Genomic DNA, 14623 nt, shown 5'->3' with positions numbered 1-14623 from the left:
AATCCTTTAAAAGCAATTCCTGGAAAAGCATGCAGCCTTTTTCCCAGGAATCGCGCGTAACAAACGACCGAAGTAAAAAGGCGCGGGCTCATCGCCCGCGCCGACAATAGAGCTTCGCAGACCTACTTCAAGAGCGCCTGCGCTTCTTCGATACCGAGGGCGGCCGGCTGCGTGCAGGTTGTCGTCAGGTCGATGAAACGGCCCTCCTCGCCCGATTTCAGGATCGAGGTCATGACGTCGACGCCGTGCAGCGTGCGGTCGAGCGAGCAGCGCGCATCGCGCCCTTCGATCAGCGCCGACACCATGTCGGCAAGGCCGGCGGTGCGGTAGTTGGCGCGCGCGCCGTTCGGGTTTTCCTGGTTGATCTTGCCGAACGGATGCTCCCAAGCCTCCAGCGGCTTGATGTCCTTGTCGCGGCCACTGGCCTCGACGACGCCGCCGAAGAAGTTCGGGTCCGGTACGTAGAGCGAGCCATCGGTGCCGTAGAGCTCCATATTGGCATGGCGGTGAGACCACACGTCCCAGCTCGCCGTCAGCGTCACCGTGGCGCCGTTGACGAATTCGAGCAGCGCCTGGATCGTCGTCGGCGTCTTGACGGGGATGATCTCGCCGTTGCGCGGCTCGCTGGTGATCGTGCGGGTCGGCGACGCCATCGAGGTCATGCCGCCGACGCGTTTCACCGGGCCGATCAGATTGATCAGATTGGCGATGTAATAGGGGCCGAGATCAAGGATCGGGCCGCCGCCCGGCAGGAAGAAGAAATCCGGGTTCGGATGCCACATCTCCATGCCGGGGCTCATGACGTAGCAGGCGCCCGAAGTCACCCGGCCGATGCCGCCGTCGTCGATGAACTTGCGGGCGAGTTGGTGGGCGCCGCCGAGGAAGGTGTCGGGCGCGCAGCCGACGGCAAGCTTCTTCTCCTTGGCGATGCGGCGAAGCTCCTCGCCCTCTTCGAGCGAAAGCACTAGCGGCTTTTCCGAATAGACGTGTTTCCCAGCCTCGAGGATCGCCTTCGACACCCGGAAATGAGCATCCGGGATCGTCAGGTTGACGACGACGTCGATCTCGTCATTGGCAAGAAGCGCGTCGATCGTCTGCGCCTTGACGCCATATTCCTTGGCGCGCGCCTCGGCGGCCTGCACGTTGATATCGGCGCAGGCGAGCACCTTCAGCCCCTTGAAGAGCGGTGCCAGTGAAAAGTAGGTGGTGGAGATGTTGCCGCATCCAATGATGCCGACGCCAAGTTCCCTGGTCATGATGTGCCTCAATAAGTCTGAAAGGATGCAATCGAGCGGCTGATGTTGCGGTCGATATCCTTGGGGTTGTCATGTTCTACGACGAAGTGTTTCGCCCTTGTGGCACGCAGCGCCGTGATCAGCTTCGCCCACTCGACCTTGCCATGCCCGACATCGGCCCAGCCGTCCTCATCCGTCGCTTCGCCCGCCGGCGCGATGTCCTTGACGTGCACGGCGGTGATGCGCGGTCCGAGCTTCTCGACCCAGGCGAAAGGATCGGCGCCGCCGCGGATGACCCAGGCGATATCGGCCTCCCAGGAAATATCGGGTGCGCCTTCGAAGATGCGCTCGATCGGCCGCGAGCCGTCCTGCAGCTTGAAGAATTCGAAGTCATGATTGTGCCAGCCGAATTCGTAACCGGCATCCTTGTAGGGTCTGCTCATTTCCTGCAGGCGCTTGCCGAAGGCGACCCAGCCGGCGGCGTCAGACGGCCGCTGGTCAGCTGCCAGATGCGGCGCATAGATCGAATCCATGCCGAGGATCTTGGCAATGTTCAGCGACTTCTGAACGTCCTTCTCCAGGAAGTCTGGGCTGAAATGGCCGGTCGCCATGACCAGGCCATTCTTGTCGAGGTCGGCGCGAAGGCTGTTCAGCCCGGCATCGTCGAGATCGGCGTAAATGCCGCCGAAGCCTTCGACTTCGGCATAACCCGCCTTGCCGAGCTTTTCGAAAATCACAGAATAGGGCTGGAAGTTGCGGGCGCTATAAAGCTGGTAGCTGAGTTTCGTCATCATGTTCTCCTTGGGCCTCGTGCCCATTCTTGCAAGATCAATCCGCCGACTGGCAGGAATGCAGGTCGTAGAGCCGGAACGCCGGAAGCGCGCCGCGATCAAGCGGCCGTGCCGGGGTAAAGGTGATGCGGCGGCTCTCGCCGGCCGCAAGGTCGAAGGCGTTGTCGGAATATTTGCCGTCCGTCTCGGTCTCGATCATCACGAAGAGCGCAAGTCCCCCAGCGGTGACGTTGATGTCGACCGAACCATTCCCCTCGATATATTCGTGGGTGACGGTGAGCCCCGCGGGCTCCAGCTCCAGCGCCTTGTAGGTGCCGTTGACATAGTGCCCCTCGCCGCCCGTGCCGTTCGACGCGGTGAAATGCCAGGCCAGCAGCGTTCCGTCGGGAATGTCGGAGACGTCGATGCTCGTGGCCGTTACCGCCGCATCCGGCGAGCACATGGCCTGCACGTCCTTGAGGTGCCGCCGTTCGCCCTTCATCGTCAGCAGCGAGATCGAAAGGTCGATGCTGACATCGGCAAGCGTATCGTTGACCAGCGAGAAGCGGATCGTCTTTCCGTCGTCGGAAGGAATGGCGGCGACCGCGACAGGCTGGAAGAAACGCTTGACGAGATAGTGCATCGCCTTCCAGCGGCCGCCATAATCGAGGCTCGACCAGGAGGCCACCGGCCAGGTGTCATTGAGCTGCCAGTAGATCGTGCCCATGCAATGGGGTTTGAGCGACCGCCAGTATTCCACTGCCGTCTTGATGGCGAGTCCCTGCTGGATCTGGGAGAGATAGACGAAGTTCGGAAAATCCTTGGGAAAGCGGAAATAGCGGAACATCGTGCCGGCGATGCGCTCATTGCCGCCGGCATTCTTCTGGTGCAGCTCCATCACGGGAGAAGCGACGTTCATGTCCTTCTCCTCGGCATAGCTCTTGATCACGGGCAGCGAGGTATAGGACTGGAAGCCGAATTCCGAGCAGAAGCGCGGACGCACCGAACGGTAATTGTCGAACGACTTGTTCTCGTGCCAGACCGACCAGTAATGCATGTCGCCGGATCCGTCGGCATGCCAGGCATCGCCGAAATCGAGATAACCGGAGGCCGGGCTCGACGGCCACCAGAGCGCGCCGGGCAGCGCCTTCTTCACCGCTTGCTCAATGGTGCGGTTGAGGCGATCGTAGGAGACGAGATAGCGGTCGCGATCCTTGCGGGATTCCTCGAACCAGGTGAGTGCGCCCACCAGCTCGTTATCACCGCACCAGAGCACGATCGACGGATGCGAGGAGAGCCGGCGCACCTGGTAATCGACCTCGATCGTCACATTGTCGAGGAAGTCCTCGGTCGAGGGATAGAGGTTGCAGGCGAACATGAAGTCCTGCCAGACCATGAGACCCAGCCGGTCGCAGAGATCATAGAAATGATCCTGCTCGTAGAAGCCGCCGCCCCAGACGCGGATCATGTTCATGTTGGCGGCTTTGGCCGATTGCAGCAGATCCTCGGTCTTCTCAGGCGAAGACAGCGAAAACAGCGCGTCGGCCGGGATCCAGTTGGCGCCGCGGCAGAAGATCTCATGGCCGTTGACCTTGAAAGCGAAGCGACTGCCTGATGCATCCGGCGTGGTGATCAGTTCGACGGTGCGAAGGCCGATCTGCTTGATCACCTCATCCGTCGACGTTTCGACCGACAGCCTGTAGAGCGCCTGCTCGCCGCTGCCGGAAGGCCACCAGAGGCGCGGATTGTCGATATGGAAGAGGTGGTTGACATGGCTCTCGCCGTTGACGCCGACATCCAGGCGCACGCGCTCGCCGTCGAGTTCGAAATAGACCTGGGCAATGCTCGGCCCCTTGGAAAACAGCGTCGCGGTCACTTTGAGATCGACCGAGCCGTCATTGTTGTGGGTCTGACGGGTGACCACATGCTCGATGCGCGCGGTCTCGAGCTTTTTCAGCGCGATCGTGCCGTAAAGGCCGAGCGGCGCAATGGCGATGTTCCAGTCCCAGCCGAAATGGCATTGCGGCTTGCGCAGCATGTTGCCGTCGGGGATCGGCGAATTGCCGGTGCTGTAGGGAATGTAGAAGGGCTGCTGCTTCTGCCGCGCAGCAGCGACGGCGACGCTGGAGGCAAAGACGATGCGGATGCTGTTGTCGCCTGCTTTCAGCATGCTGGAGACATCAGGCCGGTAGCGGCGGAAACTGTTGTCGGCCTCAAGCGCCAGGAAGCCGTTGACGTGAACGCTGGCGACCGTGTCGAGATAATCGATATCGAGATACCAGTCGCCCTCGACCTCCTGAAGCGTGAAGCTGCGCTCGACCGCCCATTCGCGCTCGGCGACCCATTGCACCTTTTCCTCGTTGCGGCCGAAATAGGGATCGGGGATCAGGCTTGCGCGATGGAGCGCGGTGTGCACGTCGCCCGGCAGAATGATCGCAGTGCGGATCTCGCCATCGACGGAGGCAAGCTGCCACGAACCGGAAAGGTCGATGTTGAAACCGTTCTTCGGCAAGGATGTCATTAGTAGTATCCCGATCGGACCGCTCCTGGGGATCGCCGGACAAGCCGGACCGCGGCCGAATTTGGCTGGCCTGACGGCCGATTGGAGATAGGGCGGCGCCATTTCGGCCCCGCCCGCATTGTTCTCTAGAGACGCAGCTCGGTTTCCGCATCGAAGACCGAGGCGACCGTCATGTCGAAACTGAGCTTCACCTTGGCGCCGACATTGAAGCGGCGCGCGCCGTTGACGCGTACCGACATCGTGTGACCGGCATGTTTCAGCCACAGCAGATTGTCCGCGCCCATCGGCTCCTCGATATCGACGGTGGCGTCATGTTCTTCGCCGCCGGCATTCTCGTTGACCTTGATGTGTTCGGGACGGACGCCGAGCACCACCTTGCGGCCGGGCTGCAGCGTCTCGTTGGCGTCGTAAGCCGCGAGCGAGAAAATGACGCCGTTGGCAGAAAAGGCAATGCTGTCGCCTGACTTGACCAGCTCGCCGTGCAGGAAATTCATCGAAGGCGAGCCGATGAAGCCGGCGACGAAGAGATTGCGCGGCCTGTTGTAGATCGTCGTCGGATCGTCGAGCTGCTGGATGATGCCGCTCTTCATGATGGCGATGCGATCGGCAAGCGTCAGCGCCTCGATCTGGTCGTGGGTGACGTAGATCATCGTGTTCTTCAGCGACTGGTGCAGGCGCTTGATCTCGACACGCAGCTCCGAGCGGAGCTTGGCGTCGAGGTTGGACAGCGGCTCGTCGAACAGGAAGACGTCGACATCGCGCACCAGCGCCCGGCCGATCGCCACGCGCTGGCGCTGGCCGCCGGAAAGCTCGGCCGGCTTGCGTTTCAAAAGCGGCTGGATCTGCAGGATTTCGGAGGCGCGCGCCACGCGCTTGTCGATCTCGGCCTGTGGCACCTTGGCGACGCGAAGACCGAAGGACAGGTTCTTCTCGACGGTCATCTGCGGATAGAGCGCATAGGACTGGAACACCATGCCGATGCCGCGATCCTTCGGCTCTTCCCAGGTAACGTTCTTGCCCTTGATGAAGATCTGCCCTTCCGAGGCGTCGAGCAGGCCGGCGATGCAATTCAGCAAGGTCGACTTGCCGCAGCCGGACGAGCCGAGCAGCACGAGGAATTCGCCGTCGTTGATATCGAGGTTGAGATCCTTCAGCACGCTCACCGCACCGAAGTTCAGGGACAGATCCTTGATGGAGACGCTTGCATTCATATTCATGAGATCAACCCTTCACTGCGCCAGCGGCGATGCCGCGGACGAAAAGCCGTCCCGACACGAAGTAGACGATGAGCGGCACGAGACCCGTGAGAATCGTTGCCGCCATGTTGACGTTGTATTCCTTCACGCCCTGGACGGAATTGACGATGTTGTTGAGCTGCACGGTCATCGGATAAGTATCCGGACGGGTGAAGACCACGCCGAACAGGAAGTCGTTCCAGATGCCGGTCACCTGCAGGATCATCGCGACGACGAAGATCGGCAGCGACATCGGCAGCATGATCTTCAGGAAGATTTGCCAGAAACCGGCCCCGTCGACGCGCGCCGCCTTGAACAGCTCCTCCGGCAGCGACACGAAGTAGTTTCGGAAGAGCAGCGTCAAAATCGGCATGCCGAAAATCGAATGCACGATGACGAGGCCGCTCAGCGTGCCGTAAATGCCGATTTCGCGCAGGATAATGACGATCGGATAGATCATCACCTGATAGGGAATAAATGCCCCGATGATGAGGATCGAAAAGAAGAGCTCGGATCCCCGGAAGCGCCAGTTGGCCAGCGCATAGCCATTCACCGAGGCAATCGCGATCGAGATGATGACCGACGGCACCGTGATGCGCACCGAATTCCAGAAGCCGCGCGACAGGCCATCGCAGTTGAGCCCGGTGCAGGCCTGCGCCCAGGCCTTCACCCAGGGCTCGAAGGTGATCTCCATCGGCGGCGAGAAGATGTTGCCGAGACGGATTTCCGGCATGCCCTTCAGCGACGTCACGACCATCACATAGAGCGGCAGCAGATAATAAAGTGCTGCGACGATCAGCGTACCGTAGAGCATGATGTTGCGCGCCGACAGCGCCGGGCGCGGCCTCGGGCCGCTGGGGCCGTCGCCAAGCTTCGGGGCAACGGCGTCGATGCCGGCAGCAACGGTGTTGAGAGCTTCTATATTAGCCACGCTTGCGCCCTCCACCAAATTCCAGATAGGCCCACGGAACGATGATGATCGCGACAGTGACGAGCATCATGGTCGAGGCGGCAAAGCCCTGCCCCAGGTTCTGCGCCTGGAACATGTAGTCGTAGACATATTTCGCCGGCACTTCCGAAGAAATACCCGGTCCGCCCGACGTCTGAGCGACCACAAGGTCGTAGACCTTGACGATGCCGGAGGCGATGATGACGATCGTCGTGATGAACACCGGCCGCATCATCGGGATGACGATGAAGAGATAGGTCTTCCACATCGGAATACCGTCCACGCGCGCCGCTTTCCAGATGTCCTCGTCGATCCCACGCAGGCCGGCAAGCATCAGGCACATGACGAGACCCGTTCCCTGCCACAGCGCCGCGATCAGAATGCCGTAGATGACGATTTCAGGCGTATAGAGCGGATTGAAGGTGAAACTCGTCCAGCCGACCGAGCGCACCACCGCCTGAATGCCGAAATCGGGATTCAGAACCCATTGCCAGACGAGGCCCGTCACGATGAAGGACAGCGCAAAGGGATAGAGGAAGATGGTGCGGAAGGTGTTTTCGAAACGGATCTTCTGGTCCATCAGTGCGGCGAGCATGAAACCGATGACCAGGCTGAAGATCAGCGAGAGGATGCCATAGACAGCCAGATTCTGGATCGCCGTCACCCAGCGGGGTGCCGCCCAGAGGCGCTCGTACTGATCGATGCCGACAAAGCTCAACCGCGGAAGGAGTTTGGAATTGGTGAAGGAATAAAACACCGTCCAGAACGTGCCGCCGACAAAGATCACCAGCGCTGTCAGGATCATCGGGATGGACGCAATCTTTGCATTCAGATTGCGCAGTAACTTGTTTGGCCGGCCTGCTTTCGCTTGACCCGTCATGAACACTTCTCCTCAAATCGCGACTGCGACCCGTGACAGAACAGCAAAGCGCCACCTGTCGTCCCCACCTCCGAAACCTGCTGAAGATACCGGAGAAACCTCGCTGCGGACCGGACCATCACCGATCGCCCGGAACGATCCGGCTCACCAAGAGCCGGATCGCAAGGCAGCGAATCTGCTGATCAGTCAGCAGAAGCGATGATCCCGGCGAAACGCTTCTGAGCGTCTTCCGGCGTCATCGATGGGTTGGCGAAGAATTCGGAGAAGAGATCTTCCTTCTGCTTCTGGCTGTCTGCCGAAAGCAGCTGGTCGGTGCCTTGGATCACGTTGCCCTTGGCCAGAATGTCGAGACCCTTCTTCATGCAGTCGTTGGCGGCGGCGAGATCGACGTCGCCGCGAACCGGCAGCGAGCCCTTCTTCAGGTTGAAGGCAACCTGGGTCTTGGGATCGAGCAGGGTCTTGGCAAGCACAGCCTGAGCCTTGGACTTTTCCTCATCCTTCAGCAGCGGGAAGTAGAAGGCGTCGCCACCGGTCGAGATGATCTCGTTCACGCCGAGGCCCGGCAGGCAGGTATAGTCGGTACCGGCCTTCTGACCGGCGAGCGCGAATTCACCCTGCGCCCAGTCACCCATGATCTGGCCCCCGGCCTTGCCGGTGATGACGAGGTTGGTCGCCTGGTTCCAGTCCTGGACGTTGCTGCCTTTGGCCATGCGCCGTGCATCGTCGGCTGCCTTGAACACCTTGGCGATTTCAGGACCGGCGGCAACTTCCGCATCCTTGTCCTTGAAGACCTTGTTGAAGGTATCCTTGCCCGCGACCGCAACCATCAGCACGTCGAAGGCGCCAGTCGCCTGCCACGGCTGACCGCCGACGGCGAGCGGAATGATGCCGGCCTTTTCGAGCGCCGGAGCGGCGGCAACGAACTCGTCCCAGTTCTTCGGAACTTCGACGCCGGCCTTCTTGAAGGCGGCGTTCGAAAGCCACAACCACTGCCAGGAATGGATGTTGACCGGAGCGCAGTAGATCTTGCCGTCGATGGTGCAGGAATCGAGCAGGCTCGACGGACGAACGATGTCCTTCCAGTGCTCGGCGGTCGCCACGTCGGTCAGATCGCGCATCAGACCGGCCTGAACGAGTTCCTCGGCCTGGCGGCCATGGTTGAACTGGGTGGCGCCCATCGGGTCGCCGCCGGTGATGCGGCTGATCATGATCGGACGGGCCGTGCCGCCGGAACCGGCGATAGCGCCGTCGACCCAGTGGTTGCCGGTCGCGTCGAATGCCTTGGCCAGTTCGGCGACGGCAGCGGATTCACCGCCCGAAGTCCACCAATGGGTGACTTCGAGATCGGTGGCGTTGGCGGCGCCGAACGGAAGCGCGACCGAAGCGGCAAGCAGGCTTGCCATAATACGGATTTTCATGAGTTCTCCTCCCTCACTGAAACGTTGCCGGAAAAACTTAGATCAATCGATTTCTCCACGCAACTGTCCGCCTGCAAATTTTTCCGCGAACATCCAAATTGCTACTTCTGCCTGTTTTCCACCGAACCGATGCATTCCATGGATCGATATGTAGCAAAGCTTTCTCGCATGTGCGTCATTGATTTATATCATTGATAGAAAACATTAAATTTTATAACACATTCTCGCCTCTCGCATTACCTCCTTCGCAACTGCAGAAAAACAAGCCACAAACCATCGATTCAACCTATGGCTATAATGCTGCTGCGCACACAAGAAAAAGAACTCGACATTTCTACTGTATCGTTACAGATTGCATTCCTTAGGGAGGCGCGATTTTGGCAGGCGGCGGGCTTACGGCGCTGGAAAAAGCCTCTATAAGCGACACCAATTCGCGCGAGGCAGGCCTAAGGGATGGAAAACAAGGGAAATTTCGGGCAAACGGCATCGACGCCGGCAGCGCGTGAGCGCCCGACATTGAAGACGATCGCCTTCATGACCGGCCTTGGCGTGACCACGGTGTCGCGCGCGCTGAAAGATGCGCCTGACATTGGGGCGGAAACCAAGGAGCGGGTGCGCATGGTCGCCCGCCAGCTGGGCTACCAGCCGAACAGGGCGGGTGTGCGCCTGCGCACCGGCAAGACCAACGTCATCGCCCTTGTCCTCAGCATCGACGAGGAGATCATGGGCTTCTCGAGCCAGATGGTCTTCGGTATCTCCGAGGTACTGTCCGGAACGCCCTATCATATCGTCATCACGCCGCATTCCCATAGCAAGGACCCGATGCTGCCGGTGCGCTATATCCTCGATACCGGCTCGGCCGACGGGGTCATCATCTCGCGCATCGAGCCGGACGATCCGCGCGTCAGGCTGCTAAGCGAACGCGGCATGCCCTTTGCCACGCATGGGCGCACCGATGCGGGTCTCACGCACCCTTTCCACGATTTCGACAACGAGGCCTTCGCCCATCAGGCGGTGCAAAAGCTCGTCAAGCGCGGCCGGCGCCGCATCGCCCTGCTGCAGCCGCCGAGCAAGCTCACCTACTACGCCCATATCCGCATCGGCTTCCAGACCGGCCTGCACGATTACGGCGCCGAGGAAGTGCCGCTGCGCATCAACACCGACGCCCCGCTCGCCGACATCCGCGACGTCGTCGAAGTGATGATGCGCTCGGCCAATGCGCCGGACGGCATCGTCTGTTCGGCCGGCAGTGCAGCCATCGCCGTCAATGCCGGCATTGAAGCCGCTGGCAAGGCGCTCGGCCGCGACCTCGATATGGTCTCCAAGCAATCGGTGCCGATCCTCAACTGGATCCGCCCCGAGATCATCACCGCCCAGGAAGACGTGCGCCAAGCCGGCCGCGAAATGGCCAAAGCCGTCATCGCCCGCATCGACGGCGTCGAACCGGAGCTGCTGCAGAGCATCAGTCAGCCGACCTGGCCGGAGAGCGGGAGATAGGGGGCAGCGGATGGAGCGCGGCATCGTCCGACACTCGGCATCCTTGTACGCGTAAGCCAAAGGCCGGCGCCTCGAAAGACACCCCGCGACGCGGCGTCACGCGACGGCCGTCACCAACGCATCAAGCACCGCTGCAATCTTCGGATTGCGCCCCTCGCCGTGCCGCGTGATCGCATAGATGTTGCGGTAGACGGCTGGCGACAGTGGCTTCACGACCAGCGATCCACCGAAATCCCGAAGCGCCAGTCCAGGCATCACCGAAATCGAACAGCCGGCCTCGACAAGCGCGAAGACCACTTCGAAGCTGTCGCTGAAGCCGTTGATAACAGGCTCGAAACCGATATCGCGGCAGGCCTGGCGGATGGCCATGGAATAGGCGCTGGAGGCGACGTCGAGCGCCCAATGTTCATCCCTCAACTGTCCGAGTTCGATGACGGGCTCGCTCTCCAGCCTGTGGCCGGCGGGCAGCAGCACGAAGAGCTGATCGCGGCACAGGAACAGCGTATCGAACGGGCCTTGCAAGGTATGGGGATCGAAGGAGATGTCGTCGGCAACGACGATATCGGCCTGCCAGGATCTGAGTGCTGCAACCCCGTCGGCAGGTCCCATCGTCGTCATGACCATGCCAAGATGCGGGTGATCGTTTGCCAGTTGGCGCATCGCAGCCGGGATGAAGGAGGACGCCGCCGAGGGTTGAGCGGCGATCCTGAGGTCCCCCGCGACGATATTCTGCAGCTCGGCAATATCGGTCTTGGCCTCCTCGACAACGGCGAATATCCGGTCGGCATGCACAACCAGCCGCCGGCCGGCCGGTGTCAGCGTCACCCCTCGCCCACGCCGCTCGACCAGCGCAATTCCGACTTCATCCTCCAACTGGGCGATCTGCTGGGAAACGGCCGAGGACGAAATGCCGAGCGCATCGCCAACCGCGGCCATCGTCTCACGGCGTGAGAGCTCGCGAAGCGTGCGCAATCGGAAAAAATCCAAATCCGGCTCCCTTCAATCGTATCAATCAGCCATATTTTCTAATCTATATACTTATTTTAATTAAGTAGACCTGCAGAAAAACGCATCCTACCCTCGGATTCGGAGGCGGGCATCGGCTCGAAAAAGCCAAGATTGCCAGCCATCTCATGAGGTGAATCACGGGGATATCGACAGGATGCAGCAGAGTGGCGTGCCCTATTTCAGCCAATGGGAAACACCCGGCATGACGCTGCCGGTGCTTGCCGAGGGACCACAGGCCCTGCTCGGCGACCCGCTCTGGCATCAATCGGGGGCCGCGACGATCGAGGAATATGCGCGCTGGGCAGTCAATGTCTGCGGCATGGCCTGCCTGAAGATGATTCTTGCCGCGCGCGGCGAGATCCACCCGACCCTCGAGCTTGCTCGCGCCTGCACTCGCCACGGCGGTTATGTCGTCGACGAGATCGACGCCTCGATCAAGGGGCTGATCTACGCGCCCTTCGTTCGATTCGTCGCCGAACACTTCGGGCTTGGCGCGGAGACGGTGACCGGCGTCGAGACATCGGCCCTTCCGGAGCTTCTGTCGAAGCGGCGCTTTTTCATCGCATCGGTGAACTCGGGCATCCGCTGGCCGGAACGCGAGCCACCGTCGAAGGGCGGGCATCTGGTGCTGGTAACGGCGGCCTCGCAAGAGGTAATCCGCTTCCACAACCCGTCCGGCCACGACGCGGCGAGCCAGGCTGATGTCACGCTGCCGCCTGCCGTCTTCGATCGCTTCTTCGCCAAGCGCGGCATTTCGGTCAGCGCCTGACCTTTTCAACACCAGATCGTTTCGGAGGCTTTCATGACCCCTTCCCCAAACCGGCTGCGCATTGCCGTGCTCTTCGGCGGCCGCTCGGCCGAGCACGAGGTCTCCGTGCTCTCGGCAACCAATGTCATGGGAGCGCTCAAGCCCGAGAAATACGACGCCGTGCCCATCTTCATCACCCGCGATGGACAATGGCTGCTGAGCAGTTTTGAGGGCGACACGCTGGCGACACCTTCGTCAGGAACGGAAATCTGCCTCGTGCCGGGCGGACGGGGCCGGATGCTGGCAATGCCGGCCCATGGCGCGCCGCATGAGTTGGCAAGGATCGATATCCTGTTTCCGGTGCTGCACGGCCCGCATGGCGAAGACGGCTCAGTCCAGGGCGTAGCGGAGGTGGCCCGCGTTCCGCTTGTCGGCTGCGGCATCCTCGGCTCCGCCGCGGCGCTCGACAAGGACATCGCCAAACGTCTGCTGAGAGCCGCGGGCCTGCCGGTGGCGCGCGCGGTGACGATCCATGAGGGCGCAGCACCATCGCTGGCAGCCCTCGAAGGCGAGCTCGGCCTGCCGCTCTTCATCAAGCCGGCGCGGCAAGGATCGTCGGTCGGCGTCGCCAAGGTCCATGCCAGCCAGGAATTCGCGCCCGCCCTTGCCGAAGGCTTCCGTCATGATCGTACGCTGCTTGCCGAAGAATTCGTGCGCGGCCGCGAGATCGAATTCAGCGTGCTGGAGGATACGGCAGGAGAACTCTTCGTCTCACGGCCGGGAGAGATCGTGCCGGCGGAAAGCCACGGCTTCTACAGTTATGATGCCAAATATATCGACGAGAAGGGCGCGGCGCTGAAAGTCCCGGCCGAGCTGCCGCAAGAGGTCGAGGCGGCCATGCGCGACGTGGCCGCCCGAGCCTTCCGGGCCGTCGGCTGCGACGGCATGGCCCGCGTCGACTTCTTCCTGACTGATGACATGCGATTCCTCGTCAATGAAATCAACACCATCCCCGGTTTCACTGATATCAGCATGTATTCCAAGGCGATGGCGGCAAGCGGCGTCGGCTATGCCGAGATCATCGACCGGCTGGTGGATCATGGACTGGCGCGCGCCGGCCGGACGACGACAGCCCGAACATGAACAGGTTGGTGTTGATTTCCGGATGTTCCGGCGGCGGAAAATCGACGCTGCTGGCGGAGCTTGGCCGTCGCGGTCATGCAATCGTCGAAGAGCCCGGGCGGCGGATCGTCAGGCAGGAGCTCGAGGAAAACGGTACAGCCCTGCCCTGGATCGACATGGCGGCCTTCGCCCGCCGCGCGATCGACACGGCAACGGCCGACCACGCGGCGGCGAGCGCACAGACCGGCTGGGTGTTTTTCGATCGTGGGCTGATCGATGCGGCGGCAGCGCTTCAGCACCTGACCGGCGAACCGGTCCTCAAAAAAATGAGCGCTGTTCACCGCTATAACAGCAGCGTTTTTCTGACCCCGCCATGGCCGGAAATCTATGTCAACGACCCCGAGCGGCGCCATGGCTTCGATGAGGCGGTCGCCGAATACGACAGGCTCGCCGCGATCTATCCGATGCTTGGCTACGAGGTCGTCATGTTGCCGAAAGTCGCCGTCGCCGACCGCGCTGATTTCGTCCTCGACCGCTTGTCCCGGGAAACGAAGTAGCGGCCTCCCGCCGGCATCTCAACGCCTGCGCAGGACACACCACTGGAAAGACTGCCGGCCGCCGCCGGGCGTCGTATGCTCTTCGCGCCAGTCGCGCTCCAGCGTGAAGGTGTGCGAGAATTCTGCCGCCAGCGCGGCCGCATCGTAACGCCGGACCGGCAAGCCGCTGCATCGTTCGGGCCCGTCCGGCGCGAAGGTCGCGATGATCACGATACTGTCCGGCGCCGTGCCGGTTTCGAGCGCGCGTCGATAGGCCAGCCGCTGCTCGGGCTCGCTCAGGAAGTGAAAGACGGCGCGGTCATGCCACACATCGTAATGGCGGTCGGGTTGCCATGCCGTCACGTCGGCAACCACCCAGGCGATCCGGGCGGCTTTATCCTGCAGCCGCACCTTGGCGACCTCGAGCGCCGGGGCGGCGATGTCGAGAACGGTGAGATCAGACCAGCCGCGCTCAATAAGACGGTCGACAAGATTTGATGCGCCGCCGCCCACATCGATCAGCGAGGCCGTGACCGGCAGTTGCAGCTCGTCAAGCGCCTGCAAGGAAGGCCCGGGCGTCGACTGATACCAGCTGACACTGTCGGCAGATTTCGTGCGGTAGACCTCGTCCCAGTGTTCCCGTTTCGCGCTTGTCATCCGATATCCCCATCTCTTGCGGAACTCGACATCCTAACTGATCGACA

Annotated in this window: 13 protein-coding genes; 4 read left to right on the top strand and 9 right to left on the bottom strand. The window is 61.5% G+C overall.

Translation table 11 applies throughout. The features are described 5' to 3' along the window. Positions 1 to 122: 122 nt before the first annotated feature. From ACMUVN_RS04725 to ACMUVN_RS04695, 7 genes are all read right to left on the bottom strand, one after another. Positions 123 to 1256, bottom strand: a complete 1134-nt coding sequence (locus ACMUVN_RS04725) for a Gfo/Idh/MocA family protein (RefSeq protein WP_063475050.1) — start codon at positions 1254 to 1256, stop codon at positions 123 to 125. A gap of 8 nt (positions 1257 to 1264) precedes the next feature. Then, positions 1265 to 2026, bottom strand: coding sequence for a sugar phosphate isomerase/epimerase family protein (locus tag ACMUVN_RS04720; RefSeq protein WP_132572016.1), 762 nt, complete (start codon positions 2024 to 2026; stop codon positions 1265 to 1267). A 37-nt stretch (positions 2027 to 2063) separates the two neighbouring features. After that, positions 2064 to 4526 (bottom strand): glycoside hydrolase family 2 protein, encoded by a 2463-nt coding sequence (locus tag ACMUVN_RS04715; protein ID WP_132572019.1) that lies wholly within the window; start codon positions 4524 to 4526, stop codon positions 2064 to 2066. A gap of 125 nt (positions 4527 to 4651) precedes the next feature. After that, a complete protein-coding gene (locus tag ACMUVN_RS04710; RefSeq protein WP_207910803.1) occupies positions 4652 to 5743 on the bottom strand; it encodes an ABC transporter ATP-binding protein in 1092 nt (363 codons plus the stop codon). Between the two features lie 4 nt (positions 5744 to 5747). Then, positions 5748 to 6692 carry a carbohydrate ABC transporter permease gene (locus tag ACMUVN_RS04705; protein WP_047611637.1) on the bottom strand — a complete coding sequence of 315 codons (945 nt, stop codon included), beginning with the start codon at positions 6690 to 6692 and terminating at the stop codon, positions 5748 to 5750. Then, positions 6685 to 7590 carry a carbohydrate ABC transporter permease gene (locus ACMUVN_RS04700; RefSeq protein ID WP_097543698.1) on the bottom strand — a complete coding sequence of 302 codons (906 nt, stop codon included), beginning with the start codon at positions 7588 to 7590 and terminating at the stop codon, positions 6685 to 6687. Before ACMUVN_RS04700 ends, ACMUVN_RS04705 begins: the two co-directional genes overlap by 8 nt. 182 nt (positions 7591 to 7772) lie before the next feature. Next, positions 7773 to 9008 (bottom strand): ABC transporter substrate-binding protein, encoded by a 1236-nt coding sequence (locus tag ACMUVN_RS04695; RefSeq protein ID WP_063475053.1) that lies wholly within the window; start codon positions 9006 to 9008, stop codon positions 7773 to 7775. A 453-nt stretch (positions 9009 to 9461) separates the two neighbouring features. Between ACMUVN_RS04695 and ACMUVN_RS04690 the strand changes: the two genes are divergently transcribed. Further along, positions 9462 to 10505, top strand: coding sequence for a LacI family transcriptional regulator (locus ACMUVN_RS04690; protein WP_127430945.1), 1044 nt, complete (start codon positions 9462 to 9464; stop codon positions 10503 to 10505). A gap of 96 nt (positions 10506 to 10601) precedes the next feature. On the opposite strand, the gene ACMUVN_RS04685 is transcribed toward ACMUVN_RS04690, so the two are convergent. Next, positions 10602 to 11492, bottom strand: a complete 891-nt coding sequence (locus tag ACMUVN_RS04685) for a LysR substrate-binding domain-containing protein (RefSeq protein ID WP_132572022.1) — start codon at positions 11490 to 11492, stop codon at positions 10602 to 10604. A 175-nt stretch (positions 11493 to 11667) separates the two neighbouring features. Here ACMUVN_RS04685 and ACMUVN_RS04680 point away from each other — a divergent pair, with 175 nt between their 5' ends. From ACMUVN_RS04680 to ACMUVN_RS04670, 3 genes are read left to right on the top strand one after another with little or no spacing between them, the layout of a single operon-like run. Beyond that, positions 11668 to 12282: a C39 family peptidase gene (locus ACMUVN_RS04680; protein ID WP_063475056.1), complete on the top strand. Its 615-nt coding sequence runs from the start codon at positions 11668 to 11670 to the stop codon at positions 12280 to 12282. 33 nt (positions 12283 to 12315) lie between these two features. Continuing rightward, positions 12316 to 13404, top strand: coding sequence for a D-alanine--D-alanine ligase family protein (locus ACMUVN_RS04675; protein ID WP_063475057.1), 1089 nt, complete (start codon positions 12316 to 12318; stop codon positions 13402 to 13404). After that, a complete protein-coding gene (locus tag ACMUVN_RS04670) occupies positions 13401 to 13940 on the top strand; it encodes an AAA family ATPase (protein ID WP_063475058.1) in 540 nt (179 codons plus the stop codon). Before ACMUVN_RS04675 ends, ACMUVN_RS04670 begins: the two co-directional genes overlap by 4 nt. Positions 13941 to 13958: 18 nt before the next feature. Here the strand turns inward: ACMUVN_RS04670 and ACMUVN_RS04665 are convergent, their stop codons facing one another. Next, positions 13959 to 14576, bottom strand: coding sequence for a class I SAM-dependent methyltransferase (locus ACMUVN_RS04665; RefSeq protein WP_132572025.1), 618 nt, complete (start codon positions 14574 to 14576; stop codon positions 13959 to 13961). Positions 14577 to 14623: the final 47 nt, after the last annotated feature.

Origin of the sequence: Rhizobium sp. IY2 (assembly GCF_047532935.1) — a bacterium.
Taxonomy (GTDB): Bacteria; Pseudomonadota; Alphaproteobacteria; order Rhizobiales; family Rhizobiaceae; genus Rhizobium; species Rhizobium anhuiense.
Note: the sequence above shows the minus strand (reverse complement) of the source record. Positions and strands in the feature narration are given on the sequence as shown.

What these genes read in the sequence shown, in the direction of transcription:
- ACMUVN_RS04725 (WP_063475050.1), bottom strand. Translation starts at nt 1,256, where the DNA reads ATGACCAGGGAACTTGGCGTCGGCATCATTGGATGCGGCAACATCTCC.
- ACMUVN_RS04720 (WP_132572016.1), bottom strand. Translation starts at nt 2,026, where the DNA reads ATGACGAAACTCAGCTACCAGCTTTATAGCGCCCGCAACTTCCAGCCC.
- ACMUVN_RS04715 (WP_132572019.1), bottom strand. Translation starts at nt 4,526, where the DNA reads ATGACATCCTTGCCGAAGAACGGTTTCAACATCGACCTTTCCGGTTCG.
- ACMUVN_RS04710 (WP_207910803.1), bottom strand. Translation starts at nt 5,743, where the DNA reads ATGAATATGAATGCAAGCGTCTCCATCAAGGATCTGTCCCTGAACTTC.
- ACMUVN_RS04700 (WP_097543698.1), bottom strand. Translation starts at nt 7,590, where the DNA reads ATGACGGGTCAAGCGAAAGCAGGCCGGCCAAACAAGTTACTGCGCAAT.
- ACMUVN_RS04695 (WP_063475053.1), bottom strand. Translation starts at nt 9,008, where the DNA reads ATGAAAATCCGTATTATGGCAAGCCTGCTTGCCGCTTCGGTCGCGCTT.
- ACMUVN_RS04690 (WP_127430945.1), top strand. Translation starts at nt 9,462, where the DNA reads ATGGAAAACAAGGGAAATTTCGGGCAAACGGCATCGACGCCGGCAGCG.
- ACMUVN_RS04680 (WP_063475056.1), top strand. Translation starts at nt 11,668, where the DNA reads ATGCAGCAGAGTGGCGTGCCCTATTTCAGCCAATGGGAAACACCCGGC.
- ACMUVN_RS04675 (WP_063475057.1), top strand. Translation starts at nt 12,316, where the DNA reads ATGACCCCTTCCCCAAACCGGCTGCGCATTGCCGTGCTCTTCGGCGGC.
- ACMUVN_RS04670 (WP_063475058.1), top strand. Translation starts at nt 13,401, where the DNA reads ATGAACAGGTTGGTGTTGATTTCCGGATGTTCCGGCGGCGGAAAATCG.
- ACMUVN_RS04665 (WP_132572025.1), bottom strand. Translation starts at nt 14,576, where the DNA reads ATGACAAGCGCGAAACGGGAACACTGGGACGAGGTCTACCGCACGAAA.